Here is a 17,352-nt window from a genome sequence, read left to right as displayed (position 1 = left end):
GACGCGCGATAAGCGCTGACATCCCCCCGGCAGTCCGGCATCAGTAGACCATCGGTGGACACGGCGTTCTGTTCGCCACCCTACAAACAGCTGACCCGGCACGCCGGCGGCGCAGAAGCGCCGTCCCGGCCCGGTGCGCCGGTCACGCGCGTGACGCGGCCGGCACGCCCGAGTCGGCCGACAGGATGCGCTTCATCTCGTCGCGCACGATCGCGCGGCAGCCGCACGACATTTTTTCGAGGCCGTCGAGGTCCGCGAGCTCGATCGAGCTGCGGTATTGCCGGATCAGGCCGAGCTTCTGGATTTCGCCGGCTGCGTCCGTGACCGTTTCGCGCCGCACGCCGAGCATTTGCGCGAGCATGCTGTGCGTCACCTGGATCTCGATGCTGCGCGTGCGGTCGAACGCGAGCAGGAACCATCTGCACAACTGATGTTTTAGCACGTGATGACGGCTGCAGAACGTGATCTGCGAGACCTGCGCCATCAGCAGCCGCACGCCGACGAACACGAGATGGCGGATCACCGGCGACGCATCGAACGCGGCCGCGAAGACGCGCCGGTCGAGCCGGTAGACGAAACCGTCGCGGCACGCGACCGCGCGGCAGGGCATCCGGCCGCTGCCGCCGATCACGTCGTCGCAGACCACGCCTTCGCTGCCGATCTCCGCGACCTCCAGCGTCATGCCGCCGGACGACACGTACTGCAGCGAAATCGCGTTCGTGACCGGCAGGTAGACCGCGGCGAGCATTTCGCCGGGTTCGCATAGCACCTGCCCGGATTTCAGGTGAACGAGCTGCAGGTGGGGTGTCAGCGTGGCGAGTTCGTCGCGGTCGATGGCCGCGAGAAACCGGTTGGCGTCGAAGCTGTGGGAAAGCTCGATCACGCCGTTCGCATACGCGACGGCGTCGGCGGCCTGGTGAGTCACGGCGCATCCTCGCAGGTTGGCGGTCGCGCGTCGTTTCGGCGAACCCCGGAACGGGATTTCGCACGATCGTGCGGACTTTTGTTGATCAAAAACGGAATGACGATACTCGCGAAAAAGGCTAGCACGCAATTGAATTCGAGCAATTCCGCATTCTGTCATTTCACAAAGTTTGACGATTGCAATTGAGCCGGAACGTTATATCGATTTAATGATTCGTTTTCCCGGAATTAATCATCCGGAAATGGAATCATGAGCCTGCTTGTCATTCTATGTCGACCGGGAATCAATCGATCGACATGGCGAATCGTACAGCGAAAGTGGCGAGATGGCGTTGAACATTATTTGACAAATTAATGGGGTCAACCTGATTTGTCATTAAAATCAATGGCTTGATTGTGATATGTGCGGTAACGGACAGAGCCGCGAATTAGTGTATCGATTCAAATTTGAGACAGTTTGAAACGAGCGTGTGCGGTGCGGCGATGGCGCGAAATGCTGCGCCGCACATCAAGAAAACAATTGAAAATCGGCTGTAAGTATTTGAACGATAAGCGTCGCGGCCGCCAACCGGCCGTCCTGGCCCGAGGCAAGGGAATTGATCAGTCGAATGCTCGCTGTGTCCGTCGCGCGGGAGAGTGTCCGGAAATGAGACGCTTTTTGGGATTTGGGGACGGTTATTCGGCGGCTCTAAATCGGATGTGATTCATATATTAAGGACGGGCGGGTATTGGCACGTAAATCGCTTATTCGGGCTGGCGTGTCGAAACGGGGCAGTCGACTCAATTCGGCGATGACAAGCCGATGATCAGTCGGATTCAGGGTTGTGGGCCGCAACCGCTGTCAATGTCCGGGCGCGCATCGAGATAACGAGTTCCGTGCCTGCTGCTGCCGGCGGCGCGGACGATAAAAGGGATACAGACATGCTTCATCTTCACTCGAGCTATTCGGCGAACGCCATCCTTGCTGCCCTCCCGGAGGACAGCATCCGCGCCATCGCACCGCATCTCGAACTGGTCAGGATCAAGGCCGGGATGCTCGACCGGGTCGGCGAGCCGATGCGCCACCTGCATTTCCCGACGACGGCGATGATGTCGGTGCAGCACCTGATGGAGGACGGTGCGATGGTCGAAGTGGCGGTGGTCGGCCGTGAGGGTGTGGTCGGGCTGGGGACGCTGGTCGGCGGTGTCGCCGCATCGAACCGGGTCGAGGTGCGTATCGGCGGAATGGCCTATCGCGTGCCGAGTTGCGTGATGCGCGCCGAATTCGAGCGATCGGCGCAGACTTACCGGCTGCTGCTCAACACTTGCCAGGCGACGATGGCGCAGATCTCGCGCAGTGCGCTGTGCAACCGGCATCACTCGGTCAGCGAGCAACTCAGCCGCTGGCTGCTGCTCGCGCACGACCGGATCGACGGCGACGAGCTGGCCGTCACGCAGCAGACCATCGCGAACATGCTCGGCGTGCGGCGCGAGGGGGTGACGGAAGCGGCCGGGAACCTGCAGGAAGCCGGGCTGATCCGGCAACGCCGCGGCCGCATCACGGTGCTCGACCGGCACGGCCTCGAACATCAGGCGTGCGAGTGCTACGACCTGATTCGTGCCGACTATCGCCGGTTGCTCGGCACGCGCGCAAATGCGAGGCCGGCGACGGTTCGCCCGCGCATGCCGGATGCGCATTTCGGATTCCCCGCGCACGGTGCGTGACGATGCAGTCGATGTCCGGTGGAACGAATGCAATGCGGCGTGCCGCGATCGCGGCGGCCGACGTCGCGCTCGTGCTGGCCGGGACGCTCGTCGCGCAGGCGGCGTCGGGTCTCGGATGGCATGAACTGTCCGATGCGCAACGCGGTTCGATCGCGCTGCTGTGCGTGCTGACGGTGGCGTTGCTGCCGCGCTACCTGCGCACCGTGCCTGGCGGTGTGGCCGTGCAGGGCGGCGCGCACGTGCTGACGCACACGCTGGTGGCGGTGATGTGTGCGAGCGTGTTGACGGTGGCCGGCACGATGTGGATCATGAATCGCGGCGGCACGGTGACCACCCGCTGGATCGTGCGCACGGTGCTGGCCGGCGACGCGGCGCTGCTGCTCGGCCGCGCGGCGCTGCTGGCGCTCGCGCTGACGCGCGGCGACCCGCGTGCGCGGCAGCGCCGCGTCGCCGTCGTCGGCGCAACGGCTTACGGGCGCGTGGCGATCGAGCGGATGCAGCTCGCGCCGAACGGCCCGTTCGTGCCCGCATGCGTATTCGACGACGATGCGCAGGCCGCCGCGGGCGGCATCGGCGGCGTACCGGTGATCGACGACTGGAACACGCTCCGCGACCTGATTCGCGGCGGCGACATCGACGAGGTCTGGCTCACGCTGCCGATGTCGCACGAGTGGCGGATCCACCGCATCGTGCGCGAGTTGCGCGACGAGTTCGTCGAGTTGCGGCTGTTGCCCGACGTGCGGCAGATGGCGATCGTCGATCGCTCCGCGACCGACGTGCTCGGCATGCCGGCGATCAATCTCGCGACCACGCCGCGCTCCGCGCCGGAGTTGTGGGCAAAGTTCGCGTTCGACCGGCTGTTCGCGTTCGGCGTGCTGATTCCGTTGCTGCCGCTGCTGGCGCTGCTGGCGATCGCGGTCAAGCTGTCGTCGCCGGGGCCCGTGCTGTTCAGGCAGCGCCGCAAGGGCGTCGACGGCCGCGAGTTCGACATCCTGAAGTTCCGGACGATGCGCGTGCATCGCGCCCAGCCCGGCGTCGTGCGGCAGGCGTCGCGCAACGATGCACGCATCACGCGCGTCGGCGCGTTCCTGCGGCGCACGTCGCTCGACGAGCTGCCGCAGTTCTTCAACGTGCTGTTCGGGCAGATGTCGGTGGTCGGTCCGCGTCCGCACGCGATCGAGCACGACGACTTGTATCGGCAACTGATCGACTGCTACATGTACCGCTACCGCGTGCGGCCCGGCATCACCGGCTGGGCGCAGGTGAACGGCTATCGCGGCGAGACGCGCAAGATCGAGGCGATGGAGGCGCGCGTGAAGCTCGATCTGTTCTACATGCAGAACTGGAGCTTCTGGTTCGACATCAAGATCATCCTGATGACGGTGGTGCGCGGCTTCGTCGGGCGCAACGCGTTCTAAGGATACCGAATCATCGAGGCGACGCCGTGCGCGCGATCGTATCGACTGCGTGATGCCGGTTCGCGAGAACGGAAGGATGCACCGTGGCCGCACGGGAAATTGCTGCGCTGCGGTTGCGCCGGCGGCCTTCGCGGTGCGCGCCGCAAGCCGGGATTGCGCGTCGGTCCCCAGTTTCCGCGCCGCTGCCGCTGCATGACGGGTACGCCGATTTCGGTCAACACACGCGTGTTCAATGGGTTTATCCTGCGTCGAATGCGTCCGGCGTTTCGCACGTCCGGCCGCCCATCCGGATGCGGCGGCGCAGTCGTGCCTGCGTGCCGTGCACCGGCGCGATACCGCGCGCCGCTCTTTTTCGCGCGGAACCCGGAACAGGAGAGACGGCCATGTCGCTCGACCCACAACAAAGGCAGACGCTGAAGCAGCGGCTGAACGAGAGCGAGCAGGCGCTGCGTGCGGAGATCCGCACGAGCGAAGACCAGCGCGCGTCGGAATCCTATGCGGATCTGGCCGGCGCGGCGCCGGACGAGGGCGACGAGGCGAACGCGGACCTGTTCGTCGACGTCGATCATGCATTGATCGGCATGAAGCTGACCGAGTTGCGCGCGATCGGCCGCGCCCAGCAGCGGATGCGCGACGGCAGTTACGGCGAATGCATCGACTGCGATGGCTCGGTCGGTTACGAGCGCCTGCTGGCGCGTCCGACCGCCGAGCGCTGCGCGCATTGCCAGTCGCTCTACGAGCGACGCTACGCGACGACGCCGCGCGCGTCGCTCTGACGTCGCGGCTTGAACCGCGCTGCACGCGACGCGCGGCCGGCGTAGGATGACCAACGGGCGCCCGGCGGCGTCGATATGCGGCGCCGGGCGGGCAGACGCCGTCGCGCACGCGCGCGGCGCGACATCCACGTGGAAGGAGCCACGCCGATCATGCCGATCCACAATGCCGAGTGCGCGGCCGTGTTCGCCGAGATCGCCGACATGCTCGAGATCCAGGGCGCCAACCCGTTTCGCGTGCGTGCGTACCGCAACGCCGCGCGCACGGTCGCCGACTACGGCCGCGATATCCCGACGATGATCGCGAACGGCGACGATCTCGCGAAGATTCCGTCGATCGGGGCCGATCTCGCGGCGAAGCTGCGCGAGATCGCCGCGACCGGCACCTGCGAACTGCAGCAGACCTTGCGTCATGCGTTACCGGGCGCGATCGTCGAGCTGCTCGATGTGCCCGGGCTCGGCGCGAAACGCGTGAAGGCGCTGCATGACGCGCTGCACGTCGATTCGCTCGAACAGTTGCGCGCCGAAGCGAAGAGCGGGCATGTGCGCGAGCTGCCGGGCTTCGGCGCGAAAACCGAAGCGCATCTGCTCGAAGCGATCGACGATCGCCTGCAGCGCGAGCCGCAACGCTTTCTGCTGCCCGACGCCGCGCATGCGCTGATGCCGTTGCTCGAACGCCTGCGTGCGGTGGCCGGCGTCGGCAAGGCCGTGCCGGCCGGCAGCTTCCGCCGCCGCCGCGAGACGGTCGGCGATCTCGACATCCTCGTCACCGCACGCGAGCCGGTCGCGGTCGCCGAAGCGTTCGTCGGCCACGCCGACGTGGCGCGCGTGCTCGCGCACGGCAAGACCCGGTCGAGCGTGACGCTTGCCAGCGGGTTGCAGGTCGACCTGCGCGTCGTCGATGCCGATGCGTTCGGCGCGGCGCTCGTCTACTTCACGGGATCGAAGGCGCACAACATCGCGCTGCGCAGGATCGCGCAGGCCGGCGGCCTGAAGATCAACGAATACGGCGTGTTTCGCGGCGACGAGCGGATTGCCGGCGCGACGGAGGCATCGGTTTATGCGGCGATCGGGCTGCGCGAGGTGCCGCCCGAGTTGCGCGAGGATCGCGGCGAGGTCGATGCGTCGCGTGCCGGCACGCTGCCGGCGCTGGTCGAGCGCAAGCATCTCCATGGCGACCTGCACGCGCATACCGATGCATCGGCCGGCCGCGACGGCCTGCGCGCGATGGCCGACGCCGCGCGTGCACGCGGGCTCGCGTACCTGGCCGTCACCGACCGTGCCCCGCCCGATGGCGCTCGGGACGGCTTCGACTGGCTTGCGCGCCAGATCGACGAGATCGATCGCGTCAACGCGACGTTCGACGATTTCGTGTTGCTCAAGGGCGTGGAAGCCGGCATTCGCGAGGACGGCAGCCTCGACGTACCCGACGCGATGCTCGGCCGGCTCGATCTCGTGGTGGGTGCGGTACGCGACGGTTTCGACCTGCCGCGCGGCGCGCAGACCGATCGCATGCTGCGCGCGATGGACCATCCGCATTTCACGATTCTCGCGCATCCCACCGGCCGCGTGCTCGGCGAACGCGACGCCTGCGCACTCGATGTGCCGCGCGTGCTCGCGGGGGCCGCCGCGCGCGGCTGCTTCGTCGAACTCGATGCGCAGCCGCGGCGATTCGATCTGCCGGACGTCTGGTGCCGCGAGGCCGCGAAGGCCGGTGTACTGGTGGCGATCGGTTCGGATGCATGCAGCGCGGACGAACTCGACAACCTCGCGTTCGGTATCGATCAGGCGCGGCGCGGCTGGCTGACGCGGCAGGACGTGCTGAACACGCGCACGCTCGCGCAACTGCGGCCGCTGCTGGCGCGCACGATGAGCGGTGCGGGCAGCGCGGGCGGCGGCGCGAAGCGGAGCCGATCGAAGGGCGCGTGAACGCAACGCGGCCGGCCGCGTTGCGTGCAACGCATGCCGGCATGGTCAAGCGAGCACGCCGGTCGCCGGCACGTAGGGCAGGCCGAGCGCCAGTGCGACCGCTTCGTACGTGATGTGCCCGTCGCACACGTTCAGGCCCGCACGCAGATGCGGATCGTCGAGCATCGCCTGTTTCCAGCCCTTGTCGGCGAGCGCGAGCGCATGGCCGAGCGTTGCATTGTTCAGCGCAAAGGTCGACGTGCGCGCGACCGCGCCGGGCATGTTCGCGACGCAGTAGTGGACCACGCCGTCGACGACGAAGGTCGGCGCCGCGTGCGTGGTCGCATGCGAGGTCTCGAAGCATCCGCCCTGGTCGATCGCGACGTCGACGACGACCGCTCCCTTGCGCATCGTCGCGATCATGTCGCGCGTGACGAGCCGCGGCGCCGATGCGCCCGGCACCAGCACGGCGCCGATCACGACGTCGGCATCGCGCACGGCTTCGTCGACCGTTTGCGCATTCGAGCAGACGGTCGCGATCCGGTTCGCGAACACGAGATCGAGCTGGCGCAATCGGTTCACGTTGTTGTCGAGCACGGTGACGCGTGCGCCCAGGCCCACCGCCATCTGCAGCGCGCCGGTGCCCACGACGCCCGCGCCGAGCACGACGACGTGCGCGGCCGGCACGCCGGGCACGCCGGCCATCAGCAGGCCGCGGCCGCCGCGCGGGCTTTCGAGGTGGGTCGCCGCGACCTGGATCGACATGCGGCCGGCCACTTCGCTCATCGGGGCGAGCAACGGCAGGCCGCCGCCCGGGCCCGTCACGGTTTCGTACGCGATGCAGACCGCGCCGGATTTCACGAGCGCGGCGGCCTGATCGGGATCGGGCGCGAGATGCAGGTACGTATAGAGGATCTGGCCGCGCCGCAGCATCGCGCATTCGGCCGGCTGAGGCTCCTTGACCTTGATGATCATGTCGGCGCGCGCGAAGATTTCGTCGGCGCGGTCGCTGAGCGATGCGCCCGCTGCCGTGTAGTCGTCGTCGAGCAGGCCGATCGCCGTGCCCGCGCCGCGTTGCACGAGCACGCGATGGCCGTGCCGCACGAGTTCGCGCGCGCCGGCCGGCGTGAGGCCGACGCGGTACTCGTGGTTCTTGATCTCTTTCGGCACGCCGATCAGCATGAGTCGCCTCCATGGCCTTCGTTATCGTCGTCGTGCGGGCAGCCGCTCGCGTAGCGGCGTGCCGACCGCAGTACTGGAATAACAGGGTAGTTGTGCACGGAGGGAAGTCAAGCGGCCGGCCAGCGCGACGACGCATGCGCACTGCGACGCAACATGCGCGGCTATCGGTTGCGGCCGTTGCGACCCGACGTCGCAATGCGCGCGTGGCCGGGTTTCGGTATCGTCATGCGGGCGGGGCCGTGGGCCGGAGTGCTTTCGGCAAAACGACGAGACGACGAGACGAGGACCTTGATCGACATGACCGGTGCGTATTTCAGCGTGCCGATGCTTTGCGCCATCGCGTTCGTGCACGTCTACTGGGCGTTCGGCGGGCGGCTGGGCAAGCGCGCGGCCATTCCCGAGCACGACGGCGTACCGCTGTTGCGGCCGACTGCCGTCGGCACGCTCGCCGTCGCGGCGGCATTGCTGGGCGGCGCAGGCGTGGTCGCCGCGCGTGCCGGATGGCTCGGGCGCAACGCGTATCCCGGCACGATCGCGTTCGCGGTCGTTGCGCTCGCATTGATCTTCGCGGTGCGGGCCGTCGGCGATTTCCGTTACGTCGGCTTCTTCAAACGGATTCGCGGGTCGCGTTTCGCGCGGATGGACACGCTGTATTACTCGCCGCTGTGCGCGGCGCTGGCGTTGTCGATCGCGTCGATGTTCTGGCCGTGGTGAGGGGAAAGCCGCGCGCGATTCGGCACGCGTGCGTGTCGGTCGGCGTCAGGTATTCGGCCGGCCCGGCATCGTGGGTATGCATAGGAGGGGGGAACTACCGGAGCGCGGTCCAACTCGACATCGCCATCCGAGCGGGCGTCCCCGGAAAGCGACACGCGGCCCTCGCAGCCCCCGCGGCCCTCACGCCTCTCACGCCTCTCACGTCCGGCACATCTCCCGCGCTCCGCTCGTTTGCCCGACCGGCGAAGGCGTCGCCATCTCGCCATCCTTGCACATTCAGTCTTGCAGTCTTCCCATTGTTGCTAATTTCGATGCACTGAATTGCATCGAACCCTCTAGTAATGGAACCGGTTCCATATATAATTCGCCGCACTCGTCGCCCGGCCGGAAAAGAGGGTCGTGCACGTTGCGCTTGCTGTCCGCGGACGCGACGTCTAAGTTGAACAAGGGTCGTGGGCGATGGCGGGTAGATGCCGGCCGATGCCGGTATTTGTCCGACGATAGGGCCCGCGAAGAGGTCGAGCCGCGCAGCGCCGCCGGCGCCGGGGCGACGTGCGGCTGCGTTGACGGCACCGCTGCGGACTGCGTTGCCGGACGTCTGCATCGAGGTAGTGCGCAACACCGAAAGAACATGGCGACCGGCCGCCCGCGGCACGGCTGCCTGCCGGGCACGCGGCATGCGGCATGCGCGCGTCCGAACCCGATCCCCAACGATCAACATCCGACCATGTCCACGCCACCTGACAAACCCAATTCGCGTCGCCGTTTCCTGCGCACCTCGGTCGCGCTCGTGCCGATCGCGTCGGTCGCCGGCTGCGACCTGCGCTCGTCCTCGTCGTCCGCGACGACGGCCGGCAACGCGTCCACTGCGTCGGCCAGCGCCGAACGCGCGCCGTACAAGCCGACCTTTTTCGATGCGAAGGAATGGGCGTTCGTCCAGGCCGCCGTCGACCGGCTGATTCCTGCCGACGCCGAAGGCCCCGGCGCACTCGAAGCGGGCGTGCCCGAATTCATCGATCGCCAGATGGAGACGCCGTATGCGCACGGCGCGACGTGGTACATGCAGGGGCCGTTCCAGCAGGGCGTGCCCGAGCTCGGCTACCAGTTGAAGCTGGTGCCGCGCGACATCTACCGGCTCGGCATCGCGGCCGTCAACCGCTATTGCGAAAAGGCGCACGGCAAGGCGTTCGCGGATCTCGACGCGCCGACGCGCGACACGGTGCTCGGCGCGCTGGAGAAGGGCAGCGCACAGATCGACGACGTCCCGCCCGGCGTGTTCCTCGGCCAGTTGCTGCAGAACACGCGTGAAGGCTACTTCTGCGATCCGGTGCATGGCGGCAATCGCGACATGGCCGCGTGGAAGATGATCGGTTTCCCGGGCGCGCGCGCGGACTTCATGGATTTCGTCAACCAGAGCGGCAAGCCCTATCCGTACGGCCCCGTCTCGATCAACGGGGAGCGCAGCTGATGGCCGCAGATAAGAAGCCGCACGTCGATGCGGTGATCGTCGGCTTCGGCTGGACCGGCGCGATTCTCGCGAAGGAACTGACCGAAGCGGGCCTGAACGTCGTCGCGCTCGAGCGTGGCGAATACCGCGACACCTATCCGGACGGCGCGTACCCGAACACGATCGACGAGCTGACCTACAACATCCGCAAGAAGCTGTTCCTCGACTTGTCGAAGACGACCGTGTCGATCCGCCATGGCCTGCAGGACACCGCGCTGCCGTACCGCCAGCTCGCCGCGTTCCTGCCGGGCGAAGGCGTGGGCGGCGCGGGGCTGCACTGGTCGGGCGTGCACTTCCGGATCACGCCCGAAGAGCTGCGTCTGCGCAGCCACTATGAAGAGCGCTACGGCAAGAAATTCATCCCCGAAGGGATGACGATCCAGGATACGGGCGTCACGTACGACGAGCTCGAGCCGCATTTCGATTTCGCCGAGAAGGTGTTCGGCACGTCGGGGCAGGCGTACAAGGTCGGCGGCAAGGTGGTCGGCGACGGCAACGTGTTCGAGGCGAACCGCAGCGACAATTTCCCGCTGCCCGCGCAGCTCAATACGTATTCGGCGCAGCGCTTCTTCGATGCGGCGCACTCGCTCGGCCTGCATCCGTACCGGCTGCCGTCGGCGAACACGTCGGGGCCGTACACGAACCCGTACGGCGTGCAGATGGGCCCGTGCAACTTCTGCGGCTACTGCAGCGGCTACGCGTGCTACATGTACTCGAAGGCGTCGCCGAACCTGAACATCCTGCCGGCGCTGAAGCAGGCACCGAACTTCGAGCTGCGCTCGAAGTGCCACGTGCTGCGCGTCGACCTCGACGACACGAAGAAGCGCGCGACCGGCGTGACCTACGTCGATCCGGCCGGGCGTGAAGTGCACCAGCCGGCCGACCTCGTGATCGTGGCCGCGTTCCAGTATCACAACGTGCACCTGCTGCTGCTGTCGGGCATCGGCAAGCCGTACGACCCGGTGTCTGGCGAAGGCGTCGTGGGCCGCAATTTCGCGTACCAGAACCTGTCGACTATCAAGGCGTTCTTCGACAAGGATACCTACACGAATCCGTTCATCGGCGCGGGCGGCAACGGCGTCGCGGTGGACGATTTCAACGCGGACAACTTCGACCACGGCCCGCTCGGCTTCGTCGGCGGCTCGCCGCTGTGGGTGAACCAGGCCGGCGTGAAGCCGATCAGCGGCATCGCGACGCCGCCCGGCACGCCGCAGTGGGGCTCGGCGTGGAAGAAGGCGGTGAAGGACAACTACGCGCACACGATCTCGATGGACGCGCACGGCACCAACATGTCGTACCGCGACGTCTATCTCGACCTCGATCCGACCTATCGCGATTCGTACGGGCAGCCGCTGTTGCGGATGACGTTCGACTGGAAGGACAACGACATCAGGATGGCGCGGTACGTGACCGGGCAGATGAAGAAGATCGCGGAGGCGATGGGGCCGAAGGCGATCGGCGTGTCGACGCGCGAGTTCGGCAAGCACTTCGACTCGCGCCAGTACCAGACGACCCACCTCGTCGGCGGCGCGATCATGGGCACCGACCCGAAGACGAGCGTGCTGAACCGCTATCTGCAGTGCTGGGACGTGCACAACGTGTTCGTGATGGGCGCGTCCGCGCTGCCGCAGGGCATCGGCTACAACCCGACCGGGATCATCGCGGCGCTGGCCTACTGGTCGGCACGCGCGATCCGCGAGCAGTACCTGAAAAATCCCGCCCCGCTGGTGACCGCATGAAGAGGACGATGAACCACCACAACGCCGCGCGCCGCATTGCTCCGCTGCGGCGCGCGCTGGCGATCGGCGCGGCATGGGCGGCATTCGGTCTGCCAGGCGGCGCCGCGTTCGCGCAGCCGGCGTCCGCGCCGGCCGCGGCTTCGGGCCCGGCGGCCGCACCGGCGGCGCTGTCCGCCGACGCGGCCCTCGTCAAGCGCGGCGAATACCTTGCCCGCGCCGGCGACTGCATCGCATGCCACACCGCGAGCGGCGGCAAGCCGTTCGCGGGCGGGCTGAAGTTCGACACGCCGATCGGCGGCATCTACTCGACGAACATCACGCCGGACCCGAAGACGGGCCTCGGCGGCTGGACCTACGAGGACTTCACCCGCGCGGTGCGCGAAGGCGTGCGCAAGAACGGCGACACGATGTATCCGGCGATGCCGTTCCCGTCGTATTCGCGGTTGACCGACGACGACATGAAGGCGCTGTACGCGTACTTCATGCACGGCGTCGCGCCCGTCGAGCACGAGAACCGCGCGGTCGACATCGTGTGGCCGCTGTCGATGCGCTGGCCGCTCGGCATCTGGCGCAAGATGTTCGCGCCGTCGCCGAAGCCGTTCGACGCGGCGCCGTACACCGACCCGGTGGTCGCGCGCGGCGCGTATCTGGTGCAGGGGCTCGGCCACTGCGGCGCGTGTCATACGCCGCGCGCGCCGACGATGCAGGAGCGCGGGCTGACCGACGCGGACGGCCTCGACTTCCTGGCCGGCGGCGCGGCGATCGACGGCTGGGTGCCGACGAGCCTGCGCGGCGAGCCGCGCACGGGCCTCGGCACGTGGAACGAGGCCGAGATCGTGCAGTTCCTGAAGACCGGCCGCACGCTGCGTACGGCCGCATTCGGCGGGATGACGGACGTGGTCGGCCACAGCATGCAGCACATGACCGACGACGACCTGAACGCGATCGCGCGCTACCTGAAGACGTTGCCGCCGCGCGTGCAAGGCGAGCAGCCGCACGTGTACGACGCGGCCGCGGCGAAGGCGCTGCAGACCGGCGACGCGAGCAAGCCGGGCGCGGCCGTCTATCGCGACAACTGCATGGCCTGCCATCGCAGCGACGGCCACGGCTATACGCGCGTGTTCCCGGCGCTCGCCGGCAACCCGGTCGTGCAGGGCGACGATCCGACCTCGCTGATCCACGTCGTACTGGAAGGCAGCGCGCTGCAGGGCACGCGCACCGCGCCGTCAACCTTCACGATGCCGCCGTTCGGCTGGCGCCTGTCGGACCAGGAAGTCGCGGACGTGTCGAACTTCGTGCGCACGAGCTGGGGCAACACGGGCGCGCCGGTGACCGCCGCGCAGGTCGCGAAGGTGCGCAAGAGCGTGCCGTCGACGCGGCCCGAGCCGCCGCCGGGCGCGCGGTTCCCGCAAGCGTCGCGCTGACGGGCGCCAGCCCGCCGGCTGCCCGGCCCGCGCGACGTGCGGCCGGGCTTGCGACGCGTTTCCCCTGCGCAGGGGTTGCACCCCGCCAATATGCGCCGCCGCGTTGAAATTTTCGCGGCGGCGCGCCATTTTTCCGCCTCATCCCGTATCCTTTCACTCTTGAACCTTACTAAATCGTTACAAGAGCTTGGGAGGGGGGATGCCTCATGACGTCAGCCTGATTGCATTGCTCGCGGCCGGTTTCGGTCTCGCGATGATCTTCGGTTATCTCGCGTCGCTACTGAAAATGCCGCCGCTCGTCGGCTATCTGCTCGCGGGGATCGTGATCGGCCCCGGCACGCCCGGTTTCGTCGGCGACCTGTCGCTCGCGCAGCAGCTCGCCGAGGTCGGCGTGATGCTGCTGATGTTCGGCGTCGGTCTGCATTTTTCGCTCGGCGATCTCCTCGCGGTGCGCAAGATCGCGCTGCCGGGCGCCATCGTGCAGATTACCGTCGCGACGCTGCTCGGCGGCGGGCTCGCGCTCATGTGGGGCTGGAGCCTCGGTGCGGCGCTCGTGTTCGGGCTCGCACTGTCGGTCGCGAGTACCGTCGTGCTATTGCGCGCACTCGAAGGGCGGGGGCTCGTCGAGACGGTCAACGGGCGTATCGCGGTGGGCTGGCTGGTCGTCGAGGATCTCGTGATGGTGCTCGTGCTGGTGCTGCTGCCGCCAGTGGCGGGGCTGCTCGGCGGCACGCCGCCCGGCGACGCGCATGCGGCCGGCGGCAGCGTATGGGGCACGCTCGGCGTCACGATGCTGAAGGTCGCGGCGTTCATCGCGCTGATGCTGGTGGTCGGCAAGCGCGTGTTCCCGCGCATTCTTTGGCTCGTCGCGCGCACCGGCTCGCGCGAGCTGTTCACACTGTGCATGATTGCCGCGGCGGTCGGCATCGCGTTCGGCGCGGCGAAGCTGTTCGACGTGTCGTTCGCGCTCGGCGCGTTCTTCGCCGGGATGATGATGCGCGAGTCGGAATTCAGCCGGCGCGCGGCCGACGAGACGCTGCCGCTGCGCGACGCGTTCTCGGTGCTGTTCTTCATCTCGGTCGGCATGCTGTTCGACCCGAAGGTGCTGCTCGACGAGCCGCTGCACGTGATCGAGGTCGCGGCCATCGTGCTGATCGGCAAGACGCTCGCGGCCGTCGCGCTCGTGATCGCATTCCGCTATCCGCTGAACACGGCACTGACCGTGGGCGCCGGCCTCGCGCAGATCGGCGAATTCTCGTTCATTCTCGCAGGCCTCGGCCGTGCGCTCGGGCTGTTGTCGGCCGAAGGACAGAGCCTGATTCTCGCGGTCGCGCTGATCTCGATCGCGATGAACACGCTGCTGTTCGCGCTGATCGATCCGGCGCTCGCATGGATCCGCAAGCATTCGGCGTTCGCGCGCAAGCTCGAGGCGCGAGACGATCCGCTCGCCGCGCTGCCGATGTCGACGCCGCAGACGCATCTGACCGGGCAGGTCGTGATCGTCGGCTATGGCAAGGTCGGCACGCGGATCGCGCATGCGCTGGACGAGCGCGGCATCGCGTATGTCGTCGTCGAGCAGAATCGCGAACTCGTCGAGAAGCTGCGCGCGGACGGCATCGCGGCCGTGTCGGGCGACGCGATCGAGCCGATCGTGCTCGTGCAGGCGCATATCGCCCGCGCCGGGATGCTGGTCGTGACGCTGCCCGACGTGTTCGACGTGCGGCAGATCGTCGAGATCTCGCGCACGCTGAATCCGACGCTCGAGGTCGTGCTGTGCACGAACAGCGGCGACGAGGCCGCGCTGCTGTCGAGCGAGGGCGTCGGCACCGTGTTCATGGGCGAGACCGAGCTCGCGCGGGGGATGACCGAGCACGTGCTCGGGCGGATGGCGAAGCCGGCCGCGGCCGCGCATTGACGGCGCGCGGCCGCGATCGGCCCTGCGTGCGCCGGTCTCGGCGGTGCGTTCCTGGAGAGCGGGGTGGGACGGGGCGATGCGGACACGGCATCGCCCGTGGCGCCGTCAGCCGGCGGTAGCCGCCTTCGCGGGCGCGGGGAGCCCGGATTGCGCGGTCGTCTTGAGCGATGCCGACGGTTTCTGCGCGACGGTCGTCGCCGCCGCTTTCGGCGCCGCGGCCGTCTTCTGCGGCGCGGCGGCCTTCGCCGGCGCATTCTTCTCCGGTTCGACCGGTGCATCGGGCGGCACGCCGAGCAACTGCAGCGAGCCGCTCGTGACCGACGCGAACACCGGGCCGGCCACCGTGCCGCCGTAGTAGCCCTTGCCGCGCGGCTCGTCGATCATCACCGCGACGATCAGGCGCGGGTCGCTCATCGGCGCCATCCCGGCGAACAGCGCGCGGTACTTGCCCTTCGCATAGGTCGCGCCGACCTGCTTGCGCGCGGTACCCGTCTTGCCGCCGATCCGGTAGCCGTCCACGCGCGCGCGGCGCCCCGTGCCGCCTTCACCCACCGCCATCTCGAGCATCGAGCGGATCGCGGCTGCCGTTTGCGGCGACGTCACGCGGTGGCCGCGATGCGCGTCGATCGTCTGCTGGTCGGTGCCGTTCTTCAGCAGCGACACCGGGTGCAGCGTGCCGTCGCCCGCATAGGCCGTGTAGGTCTGCGCGATCTGCAGCAGCGACATCGACAGCCCGTAGCCGTACGCCATCGTCGCCTGCTCGATCGGCCGCCAGCGCTTGTAGCCGCGCAGCCGGCCCGCTGCGACGCCCGGGAACGTCAGTTCCGGTGCGCGGCCGATCCCGTACTCCTGGTATTTGTTCCAGATCGTTTCGGCGGGCAGGTTCAGTGCGAGTTTCGCGAGCGCGACGTTGCTCGACTTCTGCAGCGCCTGCGATACCGTCAGCGACCCATGGTTCGACGTGTCGTGGATTACCGCCGGGCCGATCTTGTAGGTGCCCGGCGACGTGTTGATGATCGTGTTCGGCGTGACCTTGCGCTCGTCGATCGACAGCGCGACGACGAGCGGCTTGATCGTCGAGCCCGGTTCGAACGTATCGATCACCGCGCGGTTGCGCAATTGCTGGCCGGTGAGGCGGGCGCGGTCGTTCGGGTCGAAGGTCGGATAGTTCGCGAGTGCGAGGATTTCGCCGTTCTTCGCGTCGAGCACGACGACGCTGCCGGCCAGCGCGTTGTTCTCGATCACGGCGGCCTTGAGCTGGCTGAATGCGAGCTGCTGGATGCGGCGGTCGATCGTCAGCTCGATCGTCGCGCCGTGCTGTGCGGGGACGAGCGGGCGCGTGTCCGACACGATGCGGCCGAGCCGGTCGCGGATCACCTCGCGCTGGCCCGACGTGCCCTGCAGGCGTGCGTTCGCCGCGAGCTCGACCCCTTCCTGGCCCTTGTCCTCGACGTTCGTGAAGCCGACCACGTGCGCGGCCGATTCGCCTTCCGGGTAGAAGCGCTTCGAATCGGCGATCTGCGTGATGCCGTCGATCGCGAGCTTGTCGAGCCGGCTGGCGGTGTCCGCGTCGACCTGCCGCTTGAGCAGCACGAACGTCTTGTCGTTGCCGAGACGCCGCTTCACCTCGACGAGCGGCATGTCGAGCAGCTTCGCGATCTGCGGGTAATCGGTGTCGGCGACCTGTTTCGGGTTCGCCCAGATTTCATAGGTCGCCAGGCTGACCGCGAGCATCGCGCCGTTGCGGTCGACGATGCGCCCGCGCATCGCGTCGAGCTCGATCGTGCGCTGATAGCGCTTCTGGCCCTGGCCGACGTAGAAATCCTGGTTGGCGACCTGCACCCAGAAAGCGCGCGCGATCAGCGCCGCGAACGCGAGGAACACGACCACCACGATCAACCGTGAGCGCCACATCGGCAGGCGCGAAGCGAGCATTGGATTCTTGGTCGCCGTCGCGTACGGATCGGCAGGGTGGGTCTTCTTTTTCACGCTCATGCAATGGCCGGGGTCGGGCCGCCGGACGGCGGCTGGTCAGTCTGAATAATGCGATTGTAATAAATGAGTAAACATCGTGTGGGGAAAGTATGTTCCGGCCCCGCAAAAAGACGAATGGAAGGCAGCCTGGAAAAGGGGGAAGAGCAGGA

The 17,352-nt window shown here is 67.6% G+C and carries 12 protein-coding genes; 9 read left to right on the top strand and 3 right to left on the bottom strand.

What is annotated here, in order from left to right:
• Positions 1 to 142: 142 nt before the first annotated feature.
• A complete protein-coding gene (locus WT24_RS25280; RefSeq protein ID WP_059500685.1) occupies positions 143 to 925 on the bottom strand; it encodes a Crp/Fnr family transcriptional regulator in 783 nt (260 codons plus the stop codon).
• A gap of 920 nt (positions 926 to 1,845) precedes the next feature.
• Between WT24_RS25280 and WT24_RS25275 the strand changes: the two genes are divergently transcribed.
• The 4 genes from WT24_RS25275 (at position 1,846) to polX (ending at position 6,748) form a co-directional block, all read left to right on the top strand.
• On the top strand, positions 1,846 to 2,628 hold the full coding sequence (locus WT24_RS25275) for a Crp/Fnr family transcriptional regulator (protein WP_059500684.1): 783 nt from the start codon (positions 1,846 to 1,848) through the stop codon (positions 2,626 to 2,628).
• A gap of 11 nt (positions 2,629 to 2,639) precedes the next feature.
• Positions 2,640 to 4,046: an undecaprenyl-phosphate glucose phosphotransferase gene (locus tag WT24_RS25270; RefSeq protein ID WP_059500868.1), complete on the top strand. Its 1,407-nt coding sequence runs from the start codon at positions 2,640 to 2,642 to the stop codon at positions 4,044 to 4,046.
• Positions 4,047 to 4,429: 383 nt separating this feature from the next.
• Complete coding sequence (locus WT24_RS25265) at positions 4,430 to 4,822, top strand: TraR/DksA family transcriptional regulator (RefSeq protein WP_059500683.1); 393 nt, start codon at positions 4,430 to 4,432, stop codon at positions 4,820 to 4,822.
• A gap of 150 nt (positions 4,823 to 4,972) precedes the next feature.
• Positions 4,973 to 6,748, top strand: a complete 1,776-nt coding sequence (polX, locus tag WT24_RS25260) for a DNA polymerase/3'-5' exonuclease PolX (protein WP_060036186.1) — start codon at positions 4,973 to 4,975, stop codon at positions 6,746 to 6,748.
• Positions 6,749 to 6,793: 45 nt separating this feature from the next.
• On the opposite strand, the gene ald is transcribed toward polX, so the two are convergent.
• A complete protein-coding gene (ald, locus tag WT24_RS25255; RefSeq protein ID WP_060036185.1) occupies positions 6,794 to 7,909 on the bottom strand; it encodes an alanine dehydrogenase in 1,116 nt (371 codons plus the stop codon).
• Between the two features lie 297 nt (positions 7,910 to 8,206).
• On the opposite strand from ald, the gene WT24_RS25250 reads away from it, so the two are divergent.
• From WT24_RS25250 to WT24_RS25230, 5 genes are all read left to right on the top strand, one after another.
• Complete coding sequence (locus WT24_RS25250; RefSeq protein ID WP_059500867.1) at positions 8,207 to 8,623, top strand: DUF3995 domain-containing protein; 417 nt, start codon at positions 8,207 to 8,209, stop codon at positions 8,621 to 8,623.
• 727 nt (positions 8,624 to 9,350) lie between these two features.
• Positions 9,351 to 10,091, top strand: coding sequence for a gluconate 2-dehydrogenase subunit 3 family protein (locus WT24_RS25245; RefSeq protein WP_059500866.1), 741 nt, complete (start codon positions 9,351 to 9,353; stop codon positions 10,089 to 10,091).
• A complete protein-coding gene (locus WT24_RS25240) occupies positions 10,091 to 11,869 on the top strand; it encodes a GMC family oxidoreductase (protein ID WP_059500680.1) in 1,779 nt (592 codons plus the stop codon). Before WT24_RS25245 ends, WT24_RS25240 begins: the two co-directional genes overlap by 1 nt.
• A complete protein-coding gene (locus tag WT24_RS25235; RefSeq protein ID WP_059500679.1) occupies positions 11,866 to 13,293 on the top strand; it encodes a cytochrome c in 1,428 nt (475 codons plus the stop codon). Before WT24_RS25240 ends, WT24_RS25235 begins: the two co-directional genes overlap by 4 nt.
• Before the next feature lie 199 nt (positions 13,294 to 13,492).
• Positions 13,493 to 15,208 carry a cation:proton antiporter gene (locus tag WT24_RS25230; protein ID WP_060036184.1) on the top strand — a complete coding sequence of 572 codons (1,716 nt, stop codon included), beginning with the start codon at positions 13,493 to 13,495 and terminating at the stop codon, positions 15,206 to 15,208.
• A gap of 105 nt (positions 15,209 to 15,313) precedes the next feature.
• On the opposite strand, the gene WT24_RS25225 is transcribed toward WT24_RS25230, so the two are convergent.
• Positions 15,314 to 17,203: a penicillin-binding protein 2 gene (locus tag WT24_RS25225; protein ID WP_060036183.1), complete on the bottom strand. Its 1,890-nt coding sequence runs from the start codon at positions 17,201 to 17,203 to the stop codon at positions 15,314 to 15,316.
• Positions 17,204 to 17,352 lie beyond the last annotated feature (149 nt).

The organism is Burkholderia sp. MSMB1078WGS (genome assembly GCF_001528895.1).
Classification (GTDB): Bacteria; Pseudomonadota; Gammaproteobacteria; order Burkholderiales; family Burkholderiaceae; genus Burkholderia.
Note: the sequence above shows the minus strand (reverse complement) of the source record. Positions and strands in the feature narration are given on the sequence as shown.